Origin of the sequence: Streptomyces sp. NPDC097107 (assembly GCF_044762405.1) — a bacterium.
In the GTDB taxonomy this organism is placed as follows: Bacteria; Actinomycetota; Actinomycetes; order Streptomycetales; family Streptomycetaceae; genus Streptomyces; species Streptomyces thinghirensis.
In genome coordinates, this window is record NZ_JBIWEF010000002.1 from 512,789 (window position 1) to 532,861 (window position 20,073).

Sequence of the window (20,073 nt, forward strand, 5' to 3'; positions counted from 1 at the left end):
TGTTGCGCTCTGTAAACAGATCGTAATTCAGGGTAAAGAAGAGGCATAGACTTTTCCCGCAAATGGCGTAATAGGCCGCTCAAGCAGGTGAATCAGTCTTTTCTTCGGCTTGTCGTACTAATTCCTTCTCGCATGCGTGCCACCTTGACGGCGCTGACGGCACGTCCCGGCTCAGCACCCGACATCGCCCTCGTCGGCGTTGGCCCGAGAGAAGGAAGAAGGTGGGCGGAACATGGCCGCCACCCAGAGGATCGCCGCGCGCACCGCGATCGCCGCCGCGGTCTGCGCCGCGTCGCTCGCCGGTTGCGCGATCGGCAGCAGTAACGGTTCCGGTGAAGGGACGAACGGTCCGCAGAAGGAGAAGGAGAAGGGGAAAGCGGCACCGGCGCCCAAGAACGCGGTCCGGCTCATCGGCGACGGTTCCACCGCGTACACCGGAGCCCAGCCGCACCTGCCCCGCCCCGAACGCCTCAAGCCAGGCCAGAAGCCCCCGCAGTTCGTGGTGTTCTCCTGGGACGGCGCGGGCGAGGACGGTCAGAAGCTGTTCTCCCACTTCCGTGAAGTGGCCAAGGAGAACAACACGACGATGACGTACTTCCTGAGCGGCGTGTACATGCTGCCGAAGGAGAAGCGGGACCTGTACCGGCCGCCGCAGCACTCCCCGGGCCGCTCCGACATCGGCTTCAACGACGAGCAGGGCATCGCCGACACCGTCAAGCAACTGCGGCTGGCGTGGCTGGAGGGCAACGAGATCGGCACCCACTTCAACGGCCACTTCTGCGGCCCCGGCGGTGGGGTCGGCGAGTGGTCCGTCGAGGAGTGGAAGGACGAGATCGACCAGGCCAAGCAGTTCGTCAAGACCTGGAAGACCAACACCGGGGCGAAGAACGCGGCACCCCTGCCCTTCGACTACGACAAGGAGCTGATCGGCGCACGCACCCCGTGCCTGGAGGGCCAGAAGAACTTCGTGCGGGCCGCCGCTGAGATGGGCTTCCGCTACGACAGCAGCGGCGTGAACAACCAGGTCTGGCCGAAGAAGAAGCAGGAGCTGTGGGACCTGTCGATGCAGCTCGTGCCGTTCCCCGGGCACACCTTCGAGCAGCTCACCATGGACTACAACTTCATGGTCAACCAGTCGGGCACCACCACCCAGGGCGACCCGGCCAAGCACGAGTTCTGGGGCGACCAGATGCGCGACGGCCTGCTCCAGGGCTTCCGGCGGGCCTACGACGGCAACCGCGCACCTCTGATCATCGGCAACCACTTCGAGTCCTGGAACGGCGGCACCTACATGCGTGCCATCGAGGAGGTCATCGAGGGGGTGTGCACCAAGGGCGAGGTGCGCTGCGTCTCCTTCCGGCAGCTCGTGGACTGGCTGGACGCCCAGGACCCGAAGGTCCTGAAGAAGCTGCGCACCCTGGATGTCGGTGAGGCCCCGAAGAAGGGCTGGGCGTCATTCCTCTCGGCCGCCCCCGCGCCGGCGCCGAAGGGCGTGCCCGGCGCGCCGGCCGCCAGGCAGTAGCCGAGACGGCCGGAACGGTCAGGGCGCCGTCACGCCGGGGTGACGACGCCCTCGCCCAGCACGAACCCGGGGTCGACCTGCGCCACCAGGTCGGCCCCGGTGCGTTCGTTGCCCCAGCTGCGGGCGTTCTTCACGTGGAAGTGGACCATCTGGCGCGTGTAGCGCTCCTGGTCCCGCAGCTCGTACGTCGCGTCGGCGGCCGTGTGCAGGTCGCTGAGCGCACGGCGGTTGGCGTCCTCCAGAAGCTCGAACAGAGGCGGCCGGCCCTTCTCCATGGCGCGCACCCAGTCCGAGTGCCCGACGGTCACCAGCAGGTCGTCGCCGACCTGTTCACGGAGGAAGTCGAGGTCGTCCGGCCCCTGCACCTTGTTGCCGACGACCTTCAGGGCGACGCCGAAGTCGCGGGCGTACTCCTTGTACTGGCGGTAGACGGAGACCCCCTTCCGCGTCGGCTCGGCGACGAGGAACGTGATGTCGAAGCGGGTGAACATGCCGGAGGCGAACGAGTCCGAGCCGGCGGTCATGTCGACCACGACGTACTCGTCACGGCCGTCGACCAGGTGGTTCAGGCACAGCTCCACCGCTCCCGTCTTGGAGTGATAGCAGGCGACACCCAGGTCGGCGTCCGTGAAGGGCCCGGTGACCATCAAGCGGACGGTCTCGCCGTCCAGTTCCACCGGCCGGGCGCAGGCGTCGTAGACCGGGTTGTCCTCGCGTACCCGCAGCAGGCGCGATCCCTCGCCGGGCGGGGTGGTTTTGATCATCTTTTCGGCGGAGGCGATGCGCCGGTTGGTGCCGCGCAGGTGGTCCTTGATCAGCGGGAGGTGCTCGCCCATCGCGGGCAGAGCGGCCGCCTCCGCCTCGTCGAGCCCCAGCGCGGCCCCCAGGTGCTGGTTGATGTCGGCGTCGATGGCGACGACGGGTGCCCCGGTGGCGGCGAGATGGCGGACGAACAGGGAGGACAGGGTGGTCTTGCCGCTGCCGCCCTTCCCGACGAAAGCAATTTTCATGTTCACCAAGCGTAGTTGGGTGATAGCCATCGGTGGCACGGGAGGCCGCAGCCACGTGAAGAAGACCACTCGTTCGTGGGGTGTGGCGCGAGGATGCGTAGGGTCGTACTCATGAGTACGACAGGCGCGACCGCCGATCCGCTCGCGGCCCTGGGCGCACTGCCCGGCGTGGCCGAGTCCGTGGAGTCCGTACGCAAGGCCGTGGACCGGGTCTACGGCCACCGGATCATGCGGCGCCGCAGCAACGAGATCACCTCCGAGGCGGCCCTGCGCGCCGCCCGGGGCTCGGCGGCGCTGTCCGGGGCGGACTGGGCCCTGGAGGAGGTGCGCAGGCGGACCGACTTCAGTGGTGACGAGGCGCGTGCGGTGGGTGCGGCCCTGCGGCTGACCGCCGAGGCGGGGCAGTTGCTGTCCATCTGGCGGCAGTCCCCGCTGCGGGTCCTGGCCCGGCTGCACCTGGTGGCGGCCGCGGACAAGGCCGACCAGGTGGGACGGCCCCGCCAGGAGGGTGAGGCGGTCGACGAACCGCTCGTGGAGCTGCCGCTGCCCGGCGCCGAGGAGGCGCACGGCCGTCTGGACGGCCTGGCCGCGCTGGTCATGGCGGGCGGGTCCGCGCCTGCTCTGGTGACGGCGGCCGTAGTGCACGGCGAGCTCCTGGCACTGCGTCCCTTCACGACGCACAACGGCCTGGTCGCGCGCGCGGCCGAGCGCATCGTTCTGATCAACAGCGGTCTGGACCCGAAGTCGGCCTGTCCGGCCGAGGTCGGCCATGCCGAGCTGGGCCGCGCGGCCTACTTGGCGGCGCTCGACGGCTACGTCTCCGGGACCCCGCAGGGCATGGCCGCCTGGATCGCCCACTGCGGCCGGGCGGTCGAACTGGGCGCGCGCGAGTCGACCGCGGTGTGCGAGGCGCTCCAGCGCGGGGCGGCGTAGGAGGACGGCGGGAGAGGCGCCCGAAAGTCACACGCGAGGCGTACGAGAGGCGCTCCGAACGGAGAAATGCGGCGGTACGAGTGCTCGTACCGCCGCTGGCATGACCATCGGGTTACCAGGCGTCCTCGATGTGTTGCCCATCAGGTCGGGAACTTTGCCCGTCACCTGGTGCGGCTGGCCCGTAATCGACGGGTCGACGTCGCGTGGGTGCCCGATGTTCATGCTCGGTCCGTGGGGCCAAATGCGTCCTTGAGGTGATCCTTTCGGATGTCCCTGGTCTCGCGGGCCGTTGATTCCTTTGTACTCCTGCCCCGGAGCAAGCGGAAGTGCCGACCGCACTTCTTTACTTTTGCGCTCATACGCGGGTGAAAGGGCGCATCCGGGTCGGCGGTTCAGGCCGCCGCCGCGGACCGCCGTCGGCTCGCGTACCAGACGAGGCCCGCGGTGGCCGCCGCGGCGCCTATCGCGGCAGCGGCGACGAGCGCCGGACGCGGCGGTACGTAGAAACCGCGGATACGCCGCTTGAGGCGTACCGGACGGTGGAAATCGAGAATCGGCCACTCGCGCGCGAGTGCCTCGCGGCGCAGGGCACGGTCCGGGTTCACCGCGTGCGGATGTCCGACGGACTCCAGCATCGGCAGGTCGGTCGCCGAGTCGCTGTAGGCGTAGCAGCGGGTCAGGTCGTACCCCTCGGACTTGGCCAGCTCCTGGATCGCCTCGGCCTTGGTCGGGCCGTACGCGTAGTACTCCACCTCTCCGGTGAAGCAGCCGTCGTCACCCACGATCATGCGGGTCGCCACCACCCGGTCCGCGCCGAGCAGCTCCCCGATCGGCTCGACGACCTCGGCGCCCGACGTGGAGACGATCACGACGTCGCGGCCGGCGGTGTGGTGCTCCTCGATCAGGGAGGCGGCCTCGTCGTAGATGATCGGGTCGATCAGGTCGTGCAGGGTCTCGGCGACGAGTTCCTTGACCAGCTGGACGTTCCAGCCGCGGCACAGCGCGGAGAGGTACTCGCGCATCCGCTCCATCTGGTCGTGGTCGGCTCCGCCCGCCAGGAAGACGAACTGGGCATATGCGGTACGCAAGACCGCCCTGCGGTTGATCAGCCCGCCTTGGTAGAACGACTTGCTGAACGTGAGTGTGCTCGACTTCGCAATGACCGTCTTGTCCAGGTCAAAGAAGGCGGCTGTGCGGGGCATGGAGTGCGGCAAGGAGTGGTTTTCCACGTCCCCGAGCATAGGCGCAGCCCATTCGGCGTAAGGTGTGGCGCGTGGGTTTGCCTGAGATGGCTCTCGGGTACACCATGGAAGTCACGGATCGTTCGCGACCGTGCTAACCCGGTCCGACTCCTCCCCCCCCGAGTCGGCCGTGGAGACGACCCCCGCTCTCCCCCCCGGCGGGGGTCGTCGCATGTCCGGATGGGTTTTTCCTCTCCCCCCGCCCCCGTTTTCGGGTTGTGGCGGCGCCGACCCGCGATGGTATGTCATGTGCATGATTCACTACGCAGTGTAGTCGCCGGACTGCTCTGCGGGAGTCGTACGCGGGATGGAGTGGCGCACCTTCGAACTCACCGGTTTGAGTGACGCGATATTCACAATCGTTGAGTTGTCCACAGTTTTTGCCCAAGATCCACACGATTTTCCGGATCCCTGCACCGTGATTCCCATGCGTCCGGGCCGCGCCGACTTCCACGGTCGGTTCCGTTTGCCGGATGCGAATGGCCGGGGCCGGCCGACGTTCAAGCCGATGCACAAGTCGGTGGCCGAGTCGGGCGTTCACGTCGGCCGTTCAAGTGGGGACCGATTGCCGGTTCTCCACACGGTTGGGAAACGCGGAGCCGCAAGGGCTGCGCGAGGACACAGAAGTCGGGCGCGACCGCGGGAGCCGCGGCGAAGGGGGACACAAGCCATGACCGGAACCATCACTCATGATCCGCCGCCCGCCGCCGGAGGGCGGCAGAGCGGACCACTGATCGTCACCGAGGACACCGAACTCCTCGACGACCTGCTGCGCCTGTGCGCGGCGGCCGGCGCCACGCCGGAGGTACACCACTCGGTGCCCTCGGCGGCCTCTGCCTCCCGACCGCGGGGCGGCTGGGAAGCCGCACCGCTCGTCCTCGTCGGCGACGACGCCGCGCGACGTGCAGGCGGGGCCGCCGTGCGGAGACGAGGCGTGGTCCTCGTGGGCCGTGACCAGGACGATTCAGGCGTCTGGCAGCGGGCCGTCGAGATCGGCGCCGACCACGTCCTGATGCTGCCCGACGGCGAACAGTGGCTGGTCGACCGCATCGCCGACGTCGCCGAGGGCGTCGGCCGGCCCGCACTCACCGTCGGCGTCATCGGCGGCCGAGGCGGCGCCGGAGCGTCCACGCTGGCCTGCGCACTCGCCGTCAGCTCCGCACGAGAGGGGCTGCGCAGCCTCCTGGTGGACGCCGACCCGCTGGGCGGCGGCCTCGACGTACTCCTCGGCGGGGAGACGGCCGAGGGGCTCAGGTGGCCCGCGTTCGCGGCCTCGCGGGGGCGGGTCGGCGGCGGCGCCCTGGAGGAGTCGCTGCCCGAACTGCACTCGCTGCGGGTGCTCAGCTGGGACCGGGGCGACTGCGTCACGGTGCCTCCCCAGGCCGTACGGGCGGTGCTGGCGGCGGCCAGGCGCCGGGGCGGCACGGTCGTCGTCGACCTGCCGCGCCGGATCGACGACGGCGTCGCCGAGGCCCTCGCCCAGCTCGACGTCGGACTCCTCGTCGTCCCCGCCGAACTGCGGGCCGTCGCGGCGGCAGGCCGGGTGGCCGCCGCGGTCGGCATGGTCCTGCGCGACCTCCGGGTCGCGGTACGCGGGCCGTACGCCTCCGGACTCGACGACCGCGAGGTGGCCCGGCTGCTCGGACTGCCCCTGGCCGGCGAGGTGCCCGTCGAGTCCGGCCTCCTGCGCGCCACCGAGGCCAGGCGCCCCCCGGGCGCGTCCGCACGCGGGCCGCTCGCGCGCTTCTGCAGGGAGTTCTGGGAGCGGGCGCTGGTGGAGACGGGAGGGGACGCATGAGGGCGCTGACGGGGCCTGAGAGGGCGGCTGGTGGCGGGCGGGCCGGCGCGGTGAGGGCTGAGAGGCGGGTAGAGGTGGGTGCGGGGGTGCCTGGCGGGACTCCGGGCGCGGGGTTCACGGGAATGACCCTCGGTGTGCCTGCGGGGATGACCCTCCGGGGGGCTGCCGGTCCGGCCGTTGGCCGGCTGTCGGGGGCGGCTTCCGGGCGGACGTCGACGGCTCCTTCCGGAAGGGGGCCGGGCCCGGCCGCCGGGATGCTCGACGGTGTCCGGCGGTGGCTTGCCGAGAGCGGGGCCGAACCGACGCCCGCGCGGGTGGCACAGGCCCTGCGGGAGCAGGGGCGGGTGCTCGGGGACGCAGAGATCCTCGGTGCCGCCGATCAGCTCAGGTCGGAACTGGTCGGCAGCGGGCCACTGGAACCGCTGCTCGCCGACCCGTCGGTGACCGACGTACTGGTGTCCGCCCCGGACCGGGTCTGGGTGGACCGGGGCGGCGGCCTTGAGCTGACGCCGGTCTCCTTCCCGGACGCCGGTGCGGTACGCCGGCTCGCGCAGCGCCTCGCCACTGTCGCCGGGCGCCGACTGGACGACGCCCGGCCGTGGGTGGACGCCCGGCTGCCCGACGGCACCCGGCTGCACGCGGTACTGCCTCCGGTCGCCGTCGGCTGCACATGCCTGTCGCTACGGGTGGTACGGCCGCGCGCGTTCACCCTCGACGAACTCGCGGCGGCCGGCACCGTGCCGCCCGGCGGTGACCGGGTACTGCGCGCGCTGCTGGGAGCACGGCTGTCCTTCCTCGTCAGCGGCGGCACCGGCAGCGGCAAGACGACGCTGCTGAGCGCGCTGCTCGGGCTCGTCGGACCGGACGAGCGCATCGTGCTCGCCGAGGACTCGGCGGAGCTGCGGCCGGACCATCCGCACGTGGTCCGCCTGGAGACCAGACCCGCCAACCAGGAGGCCGCGGGCCTGGTGACCCTGGAGGACCTGGTGCGGCAGGCGCTGCGCATGCGACCGGACCGGCTGGTCGTCGGCGAGGTGCGCGGGCCCGAAGTGGTCCATCTGCTCGCGGCGTTGAACACCGGCCACGAGGGCGGCTGCGGAACGGTGCACGCCAACGCCGCCGCCGACGTACCGGCCCGGCTGGAGGCGCTCGGTACGGCCGCGGGCCTCGACCGGGCGGCCCTGCACAGCCAGCTCGCGGCGGCCCTTTCGGTGGTCCTGCACTTGGTACGGGACAGGGCCGGACGACGCCGGATCGCCGAGGTGCACGTACTGGAGCGCGACCCGTCGGGGCTGGTGCGGACGGTGCCGGCGCTGCGGTGGGGAGCGGAGGCCTTCGTGGCCGAGCGCGGGTGGGAGCGGCTGCGGGAGCTGCTCCGCGGTGACGGGCTGGACATGCGAGCCGTTGGACGGGAGGCGCACAGGTGACGGGGACGGTTGAGCTGTCGACGGGCGTGGCGCTGGTGTGTCTGGGGGCGGCGGCGTGGCCGGCCGGGAGTGGGTGGCACTCCGGGGTACGGCGTGCACGCCTGGTGCTCGGCGACGGCGTGGCGGCCGGCACCGGGCCGCCCGCACTGCGCCGGTTGACGGACGGGCTGCGGCGTGTCCGTGGCCGGCTGCGGCCCGAGTGGTGGTCGTTCGCGGCGGGGCTGCTGCTGGCGGTGCTGGGCAGTTCGGTGCTGCCGGTCGTCGCGGGGGCGGCCGGGGTGCCGATGCTGCGGCGGGCACGGCTGGCCGGCCGGGCGAGGCGGGCCCGGGAGCACCGGCAGGGCGGGGTGATCGCGCTGTGCGGGGCGCTCGCCGGGGAGGTGCGCGCGGGGCGGCAGCCGGGCGAGGCGCTGCTGTGCGCCGCCCACGACTCCGGAGGGCTCGGTGAAGCGCAGGCCGCGGTGCTGGCGGCGGCCCGGTTCGGCGGGGACGTCCCGGGGGCGCTCGCGGCGGCGGCCCGGCAGCCGGGTGCCGAGGGACTGCGGGGGCTCGCGGCGTGCTGGCGGGTCGCCGTGGACCAGGGCGCCGGGCTGGCGGCCGGGCTCGATCGGCTGGAGGGCGCACTGCGTGCCGAGCGGGACCAGCGCTCCGACCTGCGAGCCCAGCTGGCGGGCGCTCGCGCCACGGCGGTGATGCTCGCCGGCCTGCCGGTCCTGGGCCTCCTGCTCGGCTTCGCCCTTGGGGCCGATCCGCTGCACGTACTGCTGCACACCGGACCCGGGCTGGGTTGTCTGCTGGTCGGCGGGGTTCTGGAGGGCCTGGGCGTGTGGTGGGTGACGCGGATCGTGCGGTCGGCGGGGGCGGAGTCGTGAACGGGGACGTTGTCCACAGGCTGGGGGCAGTGGTGGGGACGGTACTGGTAGCCGGGTGGCTGGCGCGCGCGGTGGGGGCCGCGCGGCGGGAGCGGACGGTACGCAGGCGGCTCACCGCGCTGCTGACCCCGCGACCGGCCCGCACCGTCCCACGAAGCGCCCAGGTGCTGGGCGCCGTGCGCGGATGGCTGCCGCTGGTGGGAACGGTGGGGGCCGGCTGGGCCCTGGTCGGGGGCGGTGCCGGAGTCGTGGTGGGCCTGCTGGGCGCGGCAGCGTTGTGGCGTTGGTGCTCCCGACGGGCGGCCTCCGGTACGGCCGCGGCGGAGACCGTTGCCGCGGAAGCCGCCCGCCAGATGCCGTTGGCGGCCGATCTGCTGGCCGCCTGCATCGCGGCGGGCGCCGGACCGGTGGCCGCGGCCCAGGCGGTGGGCGACGCCCTCGGCGGACCCGTCGGAGACGCGTTGGGGCGCGGCGCCGCCGAGGTCCGGCTGGGCGGCGAACCGGGCGGTTCCTGGCGCGGCCTGGCCGCGCTTCCGGGCGCCGGGCCGCTGGCGCGGCTGCTGGAACGGGCCGACGTGTCCGGCCTGCCCGCGGCCGGCCCGGTCGCCGGGCTCGCCGCCCAGGCCCGTGCCGACTGGGGCCGCGCCACGGCCGCCCGGGCCCGCCGGGCGGCCGTCATGGTCACCGCGCCGGTGGGGCTGTGCTTCCTGCCCGCGTTCATCGCGGTGGGCGTACTGCCGGTGGTGTTCGGGCTCGCGGGCGAGGCGCTGGGAGACGGAGGTGGCGGCTGACGGAACGGAGAGGGCGGGCGGGCGCCGGGCCCGCGAGTGAGTGACCGACGACGGACGAGCAAGTGACAACGGGAACGGACCTTACGGGGGTTGCGATGTATGAGGCGGTACGGGCACGGCTGAGTGCCCTGGTGCGCGGAGCAGTACGGATGGCGCGGCGGGACGCGGGGATGGTCACTTCGGAGTACGCGATGGGGATCGTCGCGGCGGTGGCGTTCGCCGTGGTCCTCTACAAGGTGGTGACGAGCGGCGCGGTCAGCGCGGAGCTGCAGGGAATCGTGAAGCAGGCACTCGATGCGCGGATGTGAGCGGGCAGCGAGGGCGGGAGCCCGCGCAGGCTTCGTCGGCCGCTCCGACAAGGGGTTCGTGACGGCGGAGACGGCCGTGGTGCTGCCGGTGCTGGTGGTGTTCGCGATGGCGCTGGTCTACGGGCTGCTCGTGGTGGCCGCTCAGATCCAGTGCGTGGACGCGGCCCGGACGGGCGCCCGCGCGGCGGCTCGTCAGGATCCGGCCGACGCGGTCGCCGAGGTCACGAAAGGGGCGGCACCGCGCGGGGCACGGGTCACGGTCAGCCGGGAGGCGGGCCAGGTCCGCGTGACCGTGGTGGCCGAACCACCGGCGTTGCACGGGCTGCCCTTCGAGGTCCGGGAGGAGGCCGTGGCTTCGGTGGAGCGGACGGTGGGGGCGGGGCCATGAGGGGCGGTGTCCTGCTCCGGCCGGCGGCCGGCCGGTGCGCGGGCGCGGGCGCGGGCTTGGGGGCTGGCTCGGGCTCCGGTCCCGGTCCCGGCTCGGGCTCGGGCTCCGGCTCCGGCTTGGGCTCCGGCTTGGGCTCGGGCTCTGCCTCCGGTTCCGGCTCGGGCTCCGGTTCTGCCTCGGGCGCTGGGTCCGGCTCGGACACTGGCTCTTGCTGCGGCACCGGTTCCGGCTTCGGAGGCGGATCCGACACAGGGTCCGCAACGGTCTGGAGCGTAGGCGCCGTCGCCGTTCTGTGCCTGGTGTTCGGCATCGTGCTGGCCCTGGGGCAGGCCGTCGTGGCCCGGCATCGCGCGGCCGGCGGCGCCGATCTGGCGGCGCTCGCGGCGGCGGACCACTGGGCACGGGGCGGCACCGCCGCGTGTGCCAGGGCGGACCGGGTCGCGCGAGCCCAGGGGGCGCGGCTGGTGCGGTGCGTCCTCACCGGCCAGGTCTCGGACGTGACGGCGGCGTCGGGCCGAGGGCCGTTCGCGGCGGAGGTCCGGGCGAGAGCGGGTCCGGCGACGGACGTACCGGGGACCGGCGCCCCGCTGGGGGCTGTCCCGAGGGAGGGCATCTCGCTGGGTGGTGACGGCAAGTGGTGACGACTCGGGGAAGGGAGCCCTGGGGATGAGTGTTCCGCTGGGTGGGATCACGGAGACGGGGGTCCTGCTGGGGGTGTCCCGGTGGAGGTCGTCCCGCAGACGGGTGTCCCGCAGGCTGGGGCCCCGCGGCCGGTGTCCTGCCGGCTGGCCTCCCGGCGCCCGGCGTCCCCGCGGCCGGTGTCCTGCCGGCTGGCCTCCCGGCGCCCGGCGTCCCCGCGGCCGGTGTCCCGCCGGCTGGCCTCCCGGCGACCGGCGCCCCGACGAGAGGGCTCACGGCAGACGTTCCGCCTACCCGGCCTCCGTACCGGCCGCCTCCGTACCGGTGGCGGGTCCCACCTCCGAATCTGGGCCCGTCCCCGGATCTGGGCCCGTCCCCCGATCCGGGCCCGCCCCTGGATCTGGGCGCGTCCCTGGATCTGGACCCGTCCCCGGATCCGGGCCCGTCCCCGGACCTGGGCCCGTCCCCGGACCTGGGCCCGTCCCCGCATCCGCCCTCGCTCCCGCGCCTCGGCCAGCCTCCCCCTCCGCAGCGCCCCGCAACAGCACCGTGAGCAGCCGTACGGCCCCCCGCTTGTGCAGTGGCTCGTTGCCGTTGCCGCACTTGGGGGACTGGATGCAGGACGGGCAGCCGGCGTCGCACTCGCAGGAGGCGATGGCCTCCCGGGTGGCGGTGAGCCACTCGCGGGCCGTGTGGAAGGCGCGCTCGGCGAAGCCCGCGCCGCCCGGGTGGCCGTCGTAGACGAAGACCGTCGGGAGGAGCGTGTCGGGGTGCAGGGGGACCGACACGCCGCCGATGTCCCAGCGGTCACAGGTCGCGAACAGGGGCAGCATGCCGATCGAGGCGTGTTCGGCGGCGTGCAGGGCTCCGCCGAGGATCTCCGGGTTGATCCGGGCCGCGTCCAGCTGGTCCTCGGTGACCGTCCACCACACCGCGCGGGTGCGCAGCGTCCGCGGAGGGAGGTCGAGCTTCGTCTCACCCAGGACCTCGCCGGTGATGAGGCGCCGGCGCAGGAAGGAGACCACTTGGTTGGTGACCTCGACGGAGCCGTAGCACAGGCGCCCGTCGCCCCAGGGGACCTCGATGTCGGTCTCCAGGACCGAGATCGCCGTCGTGTCGCGGGCGATCGTCGAGTAGGCGGGTGTGGCCTCCTCGACCAGCGCGACGGAGTCCTCCAGGTCGAGGGAGCGGACGAGATACGTGCGGCCCTGGTGGAGGTGTACGGCGCTTTCGTGGACCGTCGTGTGGGCGGCTCCGGCGTCCACCGTGCCCAGCAGCCGGCCCGTCCCGGCCTCGACGACCTGGACCGGCCGGCCGCCCTCTCCGCGGATGTCGGTCAGGTCGGCGGCCCTCTCCCGGCGCGTCCAGTGCCAGGCCCGCGTCCGGCGGCGCAGCAGCCTGGCCGCCTCCAGCTGGGGAAGCAACTCCTCGCAGGCGGGGCCGAACAACGTCAGGTCGTCGTCGGTCAGGGGCAGCTCGGCCGCCGCCGCGCACAGGTGGGGGGCGAGGACGTACGGGTTGTCGGGGTCGAGGACCGTGGACTCCACGGGCTGGTCGAACAGGGCCTCGGGGTGGTGGACGAGGAAGGTGTCCAGCGGATCGTCGCGGGCCACCAGCACCGCGAGGGCGCCCTGCCCGGACCGCCCCGCCCGGCCCGCCTGCTGCCACAGCGACGCCCGGGTGCCCGGGTAGCCGGCGATCACCACGGCGTCCAGGCCGGAGATGTCGAGGCCGAGTTCGAGGGCGTTCGTCGCCGCGAGGCCGAGGAGCTCACCGGAGTGCAGGGCACGTTCCAGGGCGCGGCGTTCCTCGGGGAGGTAGCCGCCCCGGTACGCCGCCACGCGCCGGGGCAGCGAGCGGTCGACCTCGGCCAGACGTTCCTTGGCGATCACCGAGATCAGCTCGGCGCCACGCCGGGAGCGTACGAAGGTGATCGAGCGCATCCCCTGCACGGTGAGGTCGGTGAGCAGGTCGGCGGCCTCGGCGGTGGCCGTGCGGCGGACCGGCGCACCCTTCTCGCCCTCCAGCTCGGTCAGCGGCGGCTCCCAGAGGGCGAACACCAGTTCACCGCGAGGTGAGGCGTCGTCGGCGACCTCGACCACCGGCAGCCCGGTGAGCCGGCCGGCCGCGACCGAGGGCTCGGCGGAGGTGGCGGAGGCGAGCAGGAACACGGGCGACGCGCCGTAGCGCGCACACAGTCGGCGCAATCTGCGAAGCACCTGGGCGACATGGGAGCCGAAGACCCCCCGGTAGGTGTGGCACTCGTCGATGACGACGTACTTCAGCGACTTCAGGAAGGAGGACCAGCGGGCGTGGGACGGCAGGATGCCCCGGTGCAGCATGTCCGGGTTGGTCAGCACGTAGGTGCCGTACTGGCGGATCCACTCGCGTTCCTCGAACGGCGTGTCGCCGTCGTAGACCGCGGTCCGCACGGATGTGCCCAGAGGGTGTGAAAGTTCCTTCACGGACCGGCACTGGTCGGCGGCCAGCGCCTTGGTCGGAGCCAGGTAGAGGGCGGTGGCGCCACGCCCGTTGGGGGCCTCGGATCCGTCCAGCAGCGTCGACAGCACCGGCACCAGATACGCCAGGGACTTGCCGGACGCGGTGCCCGTGGCGACGACCACCGAGTCGCCGTCCAGGGCGTGCTCCGCCACGCGTGCCTGGTGGGCCCAGGGGTGTTCGATGCCCGCGGCCCGCACCGCCGCGAGGACCTCCGGTCGAATCCGGTCCGGCCAGACGGCATGACGGCCCGCACGCGGGGGCAAGTGCTCCGTATGAGTGATGCGCGCAGCCCGGCTCGGTCCCGCGGCGAGCCGGTCCAGGAGCATGCCCGGTTCCGGCCTGGAGCCGGGCTCCGCCGGGGGTCGATCGGGTCGGTGATTCTTGGCCATCGGCACCGAGTCTGTCACCGGCGTGACGGACAATGGGACCAAGGCGTCGTGCACGCCTGCCGGTAAGTGATTGAATGCCATCGCGGCTGGCGAACCGTCCTGGGGGCTTCAAGCCGAGGTGTCCCGAAGGGCGACCCGCTCGATAGCAAGGTGCTGGAGGATCCGTGGACCTGTCCCTGTCGACCCGTACCGTCGGCGATCGTACGGTCGTCGAGGTCGGTGGCGAAATTGACGTATACACCGCGCCCAAGCTGCGAGAGCAGCTGGTCGAGCTCGTGAACGACGGGAGTTTCCACCTCGTCGTCGACATGGAGGGCGTGGACTTCCTCGACTCCACCGGGCTCGGCGTGCTGGTCGGCGGACTGAAGCGGGTGCGTGCCCATGAGGGCTCGCTGCGCCTGGTCTGCAACCAGGAGCGCATTCTCAAGATCTTCCGTATCACCGGCCTCACCAAGGTGTTCCCCATTCACACCTCGGTCGAGGAAGCGGTGGCGGCCACCGACTGACGACCGGCTCCGGGCTTTGAGCCCGGGGCGGCAAGAGAACAAGGGGGGTCCGGGCTGTCCGCAGCCCGGACCCTCGAAAGCACGCCCGTAGTTCCGAGGGGGATGCATGGCCACCGTTGAACTCCGTTTCAGCGCGCTGCCCGAGCATGTCCGCACCGCCCGTCTGGTGGCGGCGGCGGTGGCACGCAGGGCCGGAGTGGACGAGGCCGTCCTCGACGAGGTCAGGCTCGCCGTCGGCGAGGCCTGCACCCGGGCTGTGGGCCTGCATCAGCACGTCGGCATCACGGCGCCGGTCAAGGTGTCGCTGATCGAGGAGGAGAAGCAGTTCTCCATCGAGGTCGGCGACGAGGCGCCGCACGCGGTACCCGGGGCCGGAAACCCGGGCACCGCCGCCGACGCACTGGAGGCCGAGGAGGACGAGATGGGTCTCGCGGTCATCAGCGGACTCGTCGACGACGTGGAGGTCACGGCCGGCGAGGACGGCGGACTGATCCGCATGACCTGGCCGACCGCGCCGGCGGTGCTGCCGCCGCTCTGACACCCACTTCCGTCACCCGAAGCCACCCGCCTCACCCGTTTCACCCGTTTCACCCGAAGGGCCCTACCTCGTAGGGCCCTTCGTCATGTGCGGAAGCCGAGATCCACCCATACAGTGGTGCCGAGCGGGCGTTAAGTGAATTCATTCACGAGCAGTCGCGCGATCAATCGTGCGAGCAATCGCGCGGGAAAAGGATCACAGTGTTAATGCCGGAAGGGCATTACTGCTTCTGGGTCCCTTGTGGTTGACAGGCCAATTCTTTTTGTCGTGCACTGTTTTGATCAGGTTCCGGTACCTACAATCCCGTCCACATCTTGAGCTCAGCCCAAGCGTCAAGGAGGACGAATGGCGGAGCTTTCCACCCCTCATCAGTTGGGCGATACCTCGACCATCGCAGCCGCTGTGCTGACCGACTCGAACCGCGCTCTGGTCGCGGTCATCGCGGTCGTCGCGCTGGCCGCGCTGGTGCTCGCGGGTGTCCTGGTGCGCCAGGTACTCGCGGCGGGCGAGGGAACCGACAGCATGAAGAAGATCGCGGCGGCCATCCAGGAAGGCGCGAACGCCTATCTGGCCAGGCAGCTTCGAACGCTCGGCGTATTCGCCGGCGTCGTGTTCTTTCTGCTCATGCTGCTGCCCGCGGACGACTGGAATCAACGGGCCGGACGTTCGATCTTCTTCCTGATCGGCGCGGCGTTCTCGGCGGCCACCGGCTACATCGGCATGTGGCTCGCCGTACGCAGCAATGTGCGCGTCGCCGCGGCGGCGCGGGAAGCGACACCGGCCCCCGGCGAACCGGAAAAGGATCTCACCCTCGTCTCGCACAAAGCTACGAAGATCGCATTTCGCACGGGCGGCGTGGTCGGCATGTTCACGGTGGGGCTCGGCCTGCTGGGCGCCTGCTGCGTGGTGCTGGTGTACGCGGCCGACGCGCCGAAGGTGCTGGAGGGCTTCGGCCTCGGTGCCGCGCTGATCGCGATGTTCATGCGAGTCGGCGGCGGCATCTTCACCAAGGCCGCCGACGTCGGCGCCGACCTGGTCGGCAAGGTCGAGAAGGGCATCCCGGAGGACGATCCGCGCAATGCCGCGACCATCGCCGACAACGTGGGCGACAACGTCGGCGACTGCGCGGGCATGGCGGCCGACCTCTTCGAGTCGTACGCCGTGACCCTGGTGGCCGCGCTGATCCTCGGCAAGGTGGCCTTCGGCGACGCGGGGCTGGCGTTCCCGCTGCTGGTCCCGGCGATCGGCGTGGTCACGGCCATGATCGGCATCTTCGCGGTGGCGCCCAGGCGGTCCGACCGCAGCGGCATGAGCGCGATCAACCGGGGCTTCTTCATCTCCGCGGTGATCTCGCTGGTGCTGGTGGCGGTGGCCGTCTTCGTCTACCTGCCCGGGAAGTACTCGGAGCTGGACGGCGTCACCGACGCGGCGATCGCCGGCCGGGACGGCGACCCGCGGATCCTCGCGCTCGTCGCGGTGGCGATCGGCATCGTGCTCGCCGCCCTGATCCAGCAGCTCACCGGCTACTTCACCGAGACCACGCGGCGCCCCGTCAAGGACATCGGCAAGAGCTCGCTCACGGGGCCCGCCACCGTCATCCTCGCCGGTATCTCCCTCGGTCTCGAATCCGCCGTCTACACCGCCCTGTTGATCGGCCTCGGCGTCTACGGGGCCTTCCTGCTCGGCGGTACGTCGATCATGCTGGCGCTGTTCGCGGTGGCGCTGGCCGGCACCGGCCTGCTCACCACGGTCGGTGTGATCGTCGCCATGGACACCTTCGGGCCGGTCTCCGACAACGCGCAGGGCATCGCCGAGATGTCCGGCGACGTGGAGGGCGCCGGCGCCCAGGTGCTCACCGACCTGGACGCGGTCGGCAACACCACCAAGGCCATCACCAAGGGCATCGCCATCGCCACCGCCGTCCTCGCGGCGGCGGCCCTGTTCGGGTCGTACCGCGACGCCATCACCACCGGCGCGGCGGACGTGGGCGAGAAACTCAGCGGCGAGGGAGCGCCGATGAGCCTGATGATGGACATCTCGCAGCCCAACAACCTGGTCGGGCTCATCGCGGGCGCGGCGGTCGTCTTCCTCTTCTCGGGGCTGGCGATCAACGCGGTGTCGCGGTCGGCGGGCGCGGTGGTCTACGAGGTGCGACGGCAGTTCCGGGAGCGTCCCGGAATCATGGACTACACCGAGAAACCGGAGTACGGCAAGGTCGTCGACATCTGCACCAGGGACGCCCTGCGGGAACTCGCCACGCCCGGGCTGCTGGCCGTCATGGCGCCCATCTTCATCGGGTTCACGCTCGGTGTGGGAGCGCTCGGAGCGTTCCTGGCAGGCGCGATCGGCGCGGGCACGCTGATGGCGGTGTTCCTCGCCAACTCCGGTGGTTCCTGGGACAACGCCAAGAAACTCGTCGAGGACGGCCACCACGGCGGCAAGGGCAGCGAGGCGCACGCCGCCACCGTCATCGGGGACACCGTCGGCGACCCGTTCAAGGACACCGCGGGCCCGGCGATCAACCCCCTGCTGAAGGTCATGAACCTGGTGGCGCTGCTCATCGCACCGGCGGTCATCAAGTTCTCCTACGGCGCCGACAAGAGCATCGGCGTACGGGTCGCGGTCGCCGTCCTCGCGTTCGCCGTCATCGCCGCGGCGGTCTACGTGTCCAAGCGGCGCGGAATCGCCATGGGTGACGAGGACGACACCGACCAGGAACCCAAGTCGGCCGATCCGGCGGTGGTTTCGTAGGTCTCAGCCGAGAGCCCCGCCACAGGCGCGGGTCAAGGAGTGGGCGGACGGCGCGTGTTGACGCGTCGCCCGCCCGCGTCGTGCGTGCGTGCGCCCGTCACCGTGAGCCTTATCTCTCTTGGTGCAAATGGCTGCAATACGGTCTTAATGGATGTTCGTCCTGCGAGTGTCCCCCATCCGGCGTGTATGTTCCGGGGCCGAGAGCCATGGAAGGGACCAATCCGGTGAACAAGAAGCTCGCGGCCGCACTGTCCGGCGGTGCGGTACTGGTACTGGCGCTGACGGGATGCAGCAGCAGCGACGACAACGACAAGCTGGACTCCTGGGCCAAGGAGGTCTGCGACGCCGTGCAGCCGCAGGCCAGGAAGATCGAGGCGGCCAACGCGGCGATCCAGAAGGAGACCTCGGACAACAGCACGCCGGCAGAGGTCCAGAAGACCGACGCGAAGGCGTTCCAGGACATGTCCGACGCCTACAAGGCGATGGGCGGCGCCGTCCAGAAGGCCGGGGCTCCGGACGTCGACGAGGGCGAGAAGAAGCAGAAGGACGCGGTCACCGAGCTGAACGGCCTCTCCTCGTCGTACGCCTCTCTGCGCAAGCAGGTGGAGGACCTCGACACCAAGGACCAGGCGAAGTTCGCCGACGGCCTCAAGGACATCGCCACCGAGCTGAACAAGCTCAGCAAGAGCGGCAACGACGCGCTGAAGACCCTGGAGGAGGGCGACGTCGGCCAGGCGATGGCCAAGCAGGAGAGCTGCAAGTCGGCCTCGGTGACGCCGTCGGCCGCGGCCGGCTGACCTCTGCCGCACGGGGGCGGGGCGGGGGACGCGGGGCCACAATGGGGGTGTGAGTAACCCCAGCCTGTCCCCCCTGCCCTCCGCCGACCGCCCCGACGTCACCGCCCGGTTGCGGGACGCCCTGCTCGGGGCCTCCTTCACCGCCGACGGACTGCTGGAGCTGCTCGGCGCCCCCGCCTACGCGGCGCTGTCGCGCAGCGAGACCGTGCCCGCGCTGCGGGCCACCCGTGGCGACACGCCGCTCGAACTGCTCGTACGGCTGTTCCTGCTCCAGCAGCCGGTGCTCCACGCGCGCGTGTCCGGCGTCCTGCCCGTCGACGCCTGCCTGGAGAGCGGGTGGCTCGTCCGCGCGGGCGACGGCGAAGTGGCGGCCACCGTGGACGTACGGCCGTACGGCGGGCCCGGCGGCGGGGACTGGTTCATCGTCTCCGACCTGGGCTGCGCGGTCGGTGGCGCCGGTGGCATCGGCAACCGCGCCGAGGGCGTCGTCCTCGGCGTCGGCGGCGCCTCCATGACGCTGGCCGGCCTCACCGTCCGTACGCCCGTCTCCGCCGCCCTCGACCTCGGCACCGGCTCCGGCATCCAGGCCCTGCACGCCGCCCGGCACGCCACGCGTGTGACGGCGACCGACCTCAACCCGCGCGCGCTGCACATCACCGCGCTCACGCTCGCCCTGTCCGGCGCCCCGGCTGCCGATCTGCGCGAGGGCTCGCTCTACGAGTCGATCGAGGACGACGAGACGTACGACCTGATCGTCTCCAACCCGCCGTTCGTGATCTCGCCGGGCGCCCGCCTCACCTACCGCGACGGCGGGATGGGCGGGGACGATCTGTGCCGCTCGCTCGTTCAGCAGACGGGGGAGCGCCTGAACGAGGGCGGGTTCGCGCACTTCCTCGCCAACTGGCAGCACGTGGAGGGGGAGGACTGGACGGACCGGCTGCGCTCCTGGGTGCCGCGCGGCTGCGACGCCTGGATCGTGCAGCGCGAGGTGCAGGACGTCACGCAGTACGCCGAGCTGTGGCTCAGGGACGCGGGCGACCACCGTGCCGACGCGGCCGAGTACCAGGCGCGGTACGACGCGTGGCTGGACGAGTTCGAGACGCGCAAGGTCAAAGCCGTCGGCTTCGGCTGGATCGCCCTGCGCCGGACCGGGGCCGCCGAGCCCTCGATCACCACCGAGGAGTGGCCGCACCCGATCGAGCAGCCGCTCGGCGAGACGGTGCGCGCGCACTTCGACCGTGTCGACTACCTGCGCGCCCACGACGACGCCGCCCTCCTCGAGGCGCATTTCACACTGGCCGGCGAGGTCGTCCAGGAGCAGGTCGGGCTGCCCGGCGCCGAGGACCCGGAGCACGTCGTCCTGCGCCAGAACCGCGGCATGCGCCGGGCCACCCGGGTCGACACGGTCGGCGCCGGTTTCGCGGGCGTCTGCGACGGCACCATGAGCGCGGGCCGCATCCTTGACGCCATCGCCCAGCTGGTGGGCGAGGACCCGGTGGCGCTGCGCGACCGCACGCCCGCCCAGATCCGGCTGCTGGTGGAGCAGGGGTTCCTCGAACCGGCGTAGAGACGCGGCGGCGGAGGCTGCCGTACGGGAGAAACGAGCCACGGGCCGGGGCACAGCGAGTCCGTCGGCTCCCCGTTCACCTGGGGTTCGCCTG

Annotated in this window: 17 protein-coding genes; 14 read left to right on the top strand and 3 right to left on the bottom strand. The window is 71.8% G+C overall.

Annotated features, from left to right (window positions below; genetic code table 11):
• Positions 1–232: 232 nt before the first annotated feature.
• On the top strand, positions 233–1,522 hold the full coding sequence (locus ACIQ1J_RS06105; protein WP_403554483.1) for a hypothetical protein: 1,290 nt from the start codon (positions 233–235) through the stop codon (positions 1,520–1,522).
• 29 nt (positions 1,523–1,551) lie between these two features.
• Here ACIQ1J_RS06105 and ACIQ1J_RS06110 read toward each other — a convergent pair whose 3' ends face one another.
• A complete protein-coding gene (locus ACIQ1J_RS06110; protein ID WP_403554485.1) occupies positions 1,552–2,532 on the bottom strand; it encodes an ATP-binding protein in 981 nt (326 codons plus the stop codon).
• Between the two features lie 111 nt (positions 2,533–2,643).
• On the opposite strand from ACIQ1J_RS06110, the gene ACIQ1J_RS06115 reads away from it, so the two are divergent.
• Complete coding sequence (locus ACIQ1J_RS06115; protein WP_403554487.1) at positions 2,644–3,465, top strand: oxidoreductase; 822 nt, start codon at positions 2,644–2,646, stop codon at positions 3,463–3,465.
• A 392-nt stretch (positions 3,466–3,857) separates the two neighbouring features.
• Here the strand turns inward: ACIQ1J_RS06115 and ACIQ1J_RS06120 are convergent, their stop codons facing one another.
• Entirely contained in the window at positions 3,858–4,706 is an 849-nt protein-coding gene (locus tag ACIQ1J_RS06120) for an HAD family hydrolase (protein WP_403554489.1), read from the bottom strand.
• Positions 4,707–5,376: 670 nt separating this feature from the next.
• On the opposite strand from ACIQ1J_RS06120, the gene ssd reads away from it, so the two are divergent.
• The 7 genes from ssd to ACIQ1J_RS06155 all read left to right on the top strand — a co-directional run bounded on the left by ssd (position 5,377) and on the right by ACIQ1J_RS06155 (position 10,931).
• The gene (ssd, locus tag ACIQ1J_RS06125) at positions 5,377–6,504 is read left to right on the top strand and encodes a septum site-determining protein Ssd (RefSeq protein WP_403554491.1); all 1,128 of its coding nucleotides are present in this window, start codon (positions 5,377–5,379) and stop codon (positions 6,502–6,504) included.
• A gap of 254 nt (positions 6,505–6,758) precedes the next feature.
• Positions 6,759–7,931, top strand: a complete 1,173-nt coding sequence (locus tag ACIQ1J_RS06130) for a TadA family conjugal transfer-associated ATPase (protein WP_210964052.1) — start codon at positions 6,759–6,761, stop codon at positions 7,929–7,931.
• Positions 7,928–8,803, top strand: a complete 876-nt coding sequence (locus ACIQ1J_RS06135; RefSeq protein ID WP_403554493.1) for a type II secretion system F family protein — start codon at positions 7,928–7,930, stop codon at positions 8,801–8,803. Before ACIQ1J_RS06130 ends, ACIQ1J_RS06135 begins: the two co-directional genes overlap by 4 nt.
• Positions 8,800–9,594, top strand: a complete 795-nt coding sequence (locus ACIQ1J_RS06140; RefSeq protein ID WP_403554495.1) for a type II secretion system F family protein — start codon at positions 8,800–8,802, stop codon at positions 9,592–9,594. Before ACIQ1J_RS06135 ends, ACIQ1J_RS06140 begins: the two co-directional genes overlap by 4 nt.
• A 95-nt stretch (positions 9,595–9,689) precedes the next feature.
• Positions 9,690–9,902 carry a DUF4244 domain-containing protein gene (locus tag ACIQ1J_RS06145; RefSeq protein WP_210964049.1) on the top strand — a complete coding sequence of 71 codons (213 nt, stop codon included), beginning with the start codon at positions 9,690–9,692 and terminating at the stop codon, positions 9,900–9,902.
• The gene (locus ACIQ1J_RS06150; RefSeq protein WP_403554497.1) at positions 9,889–10,290 is read left to right on the top strand and encodes a TadE family type IV pilus minor pilin; all 402 of its coding nucleotides are present in this window, start codon (positions 9,889–9,891) and stop codon (positions 10,288–10,290) included. Before ACIQ1J_RS06145 ends, ACIQ1J_RS06150 begins: the two co-directional genes overlap by 14 nt.
• 128 nt (positions 10,291–10,418) lie before the next feature.
• A complete protein-coding gene (locus ACIQ1J_RS06155; protein ID WP_403554498.1) occupies positions 10,419–10,931 on the top strand; it encodes an Rv3654c family TadE-like protein in 513 nt (170 codons plus the stop codon).
• 288 nt (positions 10,932–11,219) lie between these two features.
• Here the strand turns inward: ACIQ1J_RS06155 and ACIQ1J_RS06160 are convergent, their stop codons facing one another.
• On the bottom strand, positions 11,220–13,901 hold the full coding sequence (locus tag ACIQ1J_RS06160) for a DEAD/DEAH box helicase (protein WP_403554500.1): 2,682 nt from the start codon (positions 13,899–13,901) through the stop codon (positions 11,220–11,222).
• 83 nt (positions 13,902–13,984) lie between these two features.
• On the opposite strand from ACIQ1J_RS06160, the gene bldG reads away from it, so the two are divergent.
• The 5 genes from bldG to ACIQ1J_RS06185 all read left to right on the top strand — a co-directional run bounded on the left by bldG (position 13,985) and on the right by ACIQ1J_RS06185 (position 19,979).
• The gene (gene bldG, locus ACIQ1J_RS06165) at positions 13,985–14,326 is read left to right on the top strand and encodes an anti-sigma factor antagonist BldG (protein WP_003975386.1); all 342 of its coding nucleotides are present in this window, start codon (positions 13,985–13,987) and stop codon (positions 14,324–14,326) included.
• A 106-nt stretch (positions 14,327–14,432) separates the two neighbouring features.
• Positions 14,433–14,864, top strand: a complete 432-nt coding sequence (locus ACIQ1J_RS06170; protein WP_121748316.1) for an ATP-binding protein — start codon at positions 14,433–14,435, stop codon at positions 14,862–14,864.
• 345 nt (positions 14,865–15,209) lie between these two features.
• Entirely contained in the window at positions 15,210–17,615 is a 2,406-nt protein-coding gene (locus ACIQ1J_RS06175) for a sodium-translocating pyrophosphatase (protein WP_403554503.1), read from the top strand.
• 206 nt (positions 17,616–17,821) lie between these two features.
• Positions 17,822–18,412 carry a small secreted protein gene (locus ACIQ1J_RS06180; protein ID WP_210964045.1) on the top strand — a complete coding sequence of 197 codons (591 nt, stop codon included), beginning with the start codon at positions 17,822–17,824 and terminating at the stop codon, positions 18,410–18,412.
• Between the two features lie 49 nt (positions 18,413–18,461).
• The gene (locus ACIQ1J_RS06185; RefSeq protein WP_403554505.1) at positions 18,462–19,979 is read left to right on the top strand and encodes a methyltransferase; all 1,518 of its coding nucleotides are present in this window, start codon (positions 18,462–18,464) and stop codon (positions 19,977–19,979) included.
• Positions 19,980–20,073: the final 94 nt, after the last annotated feature.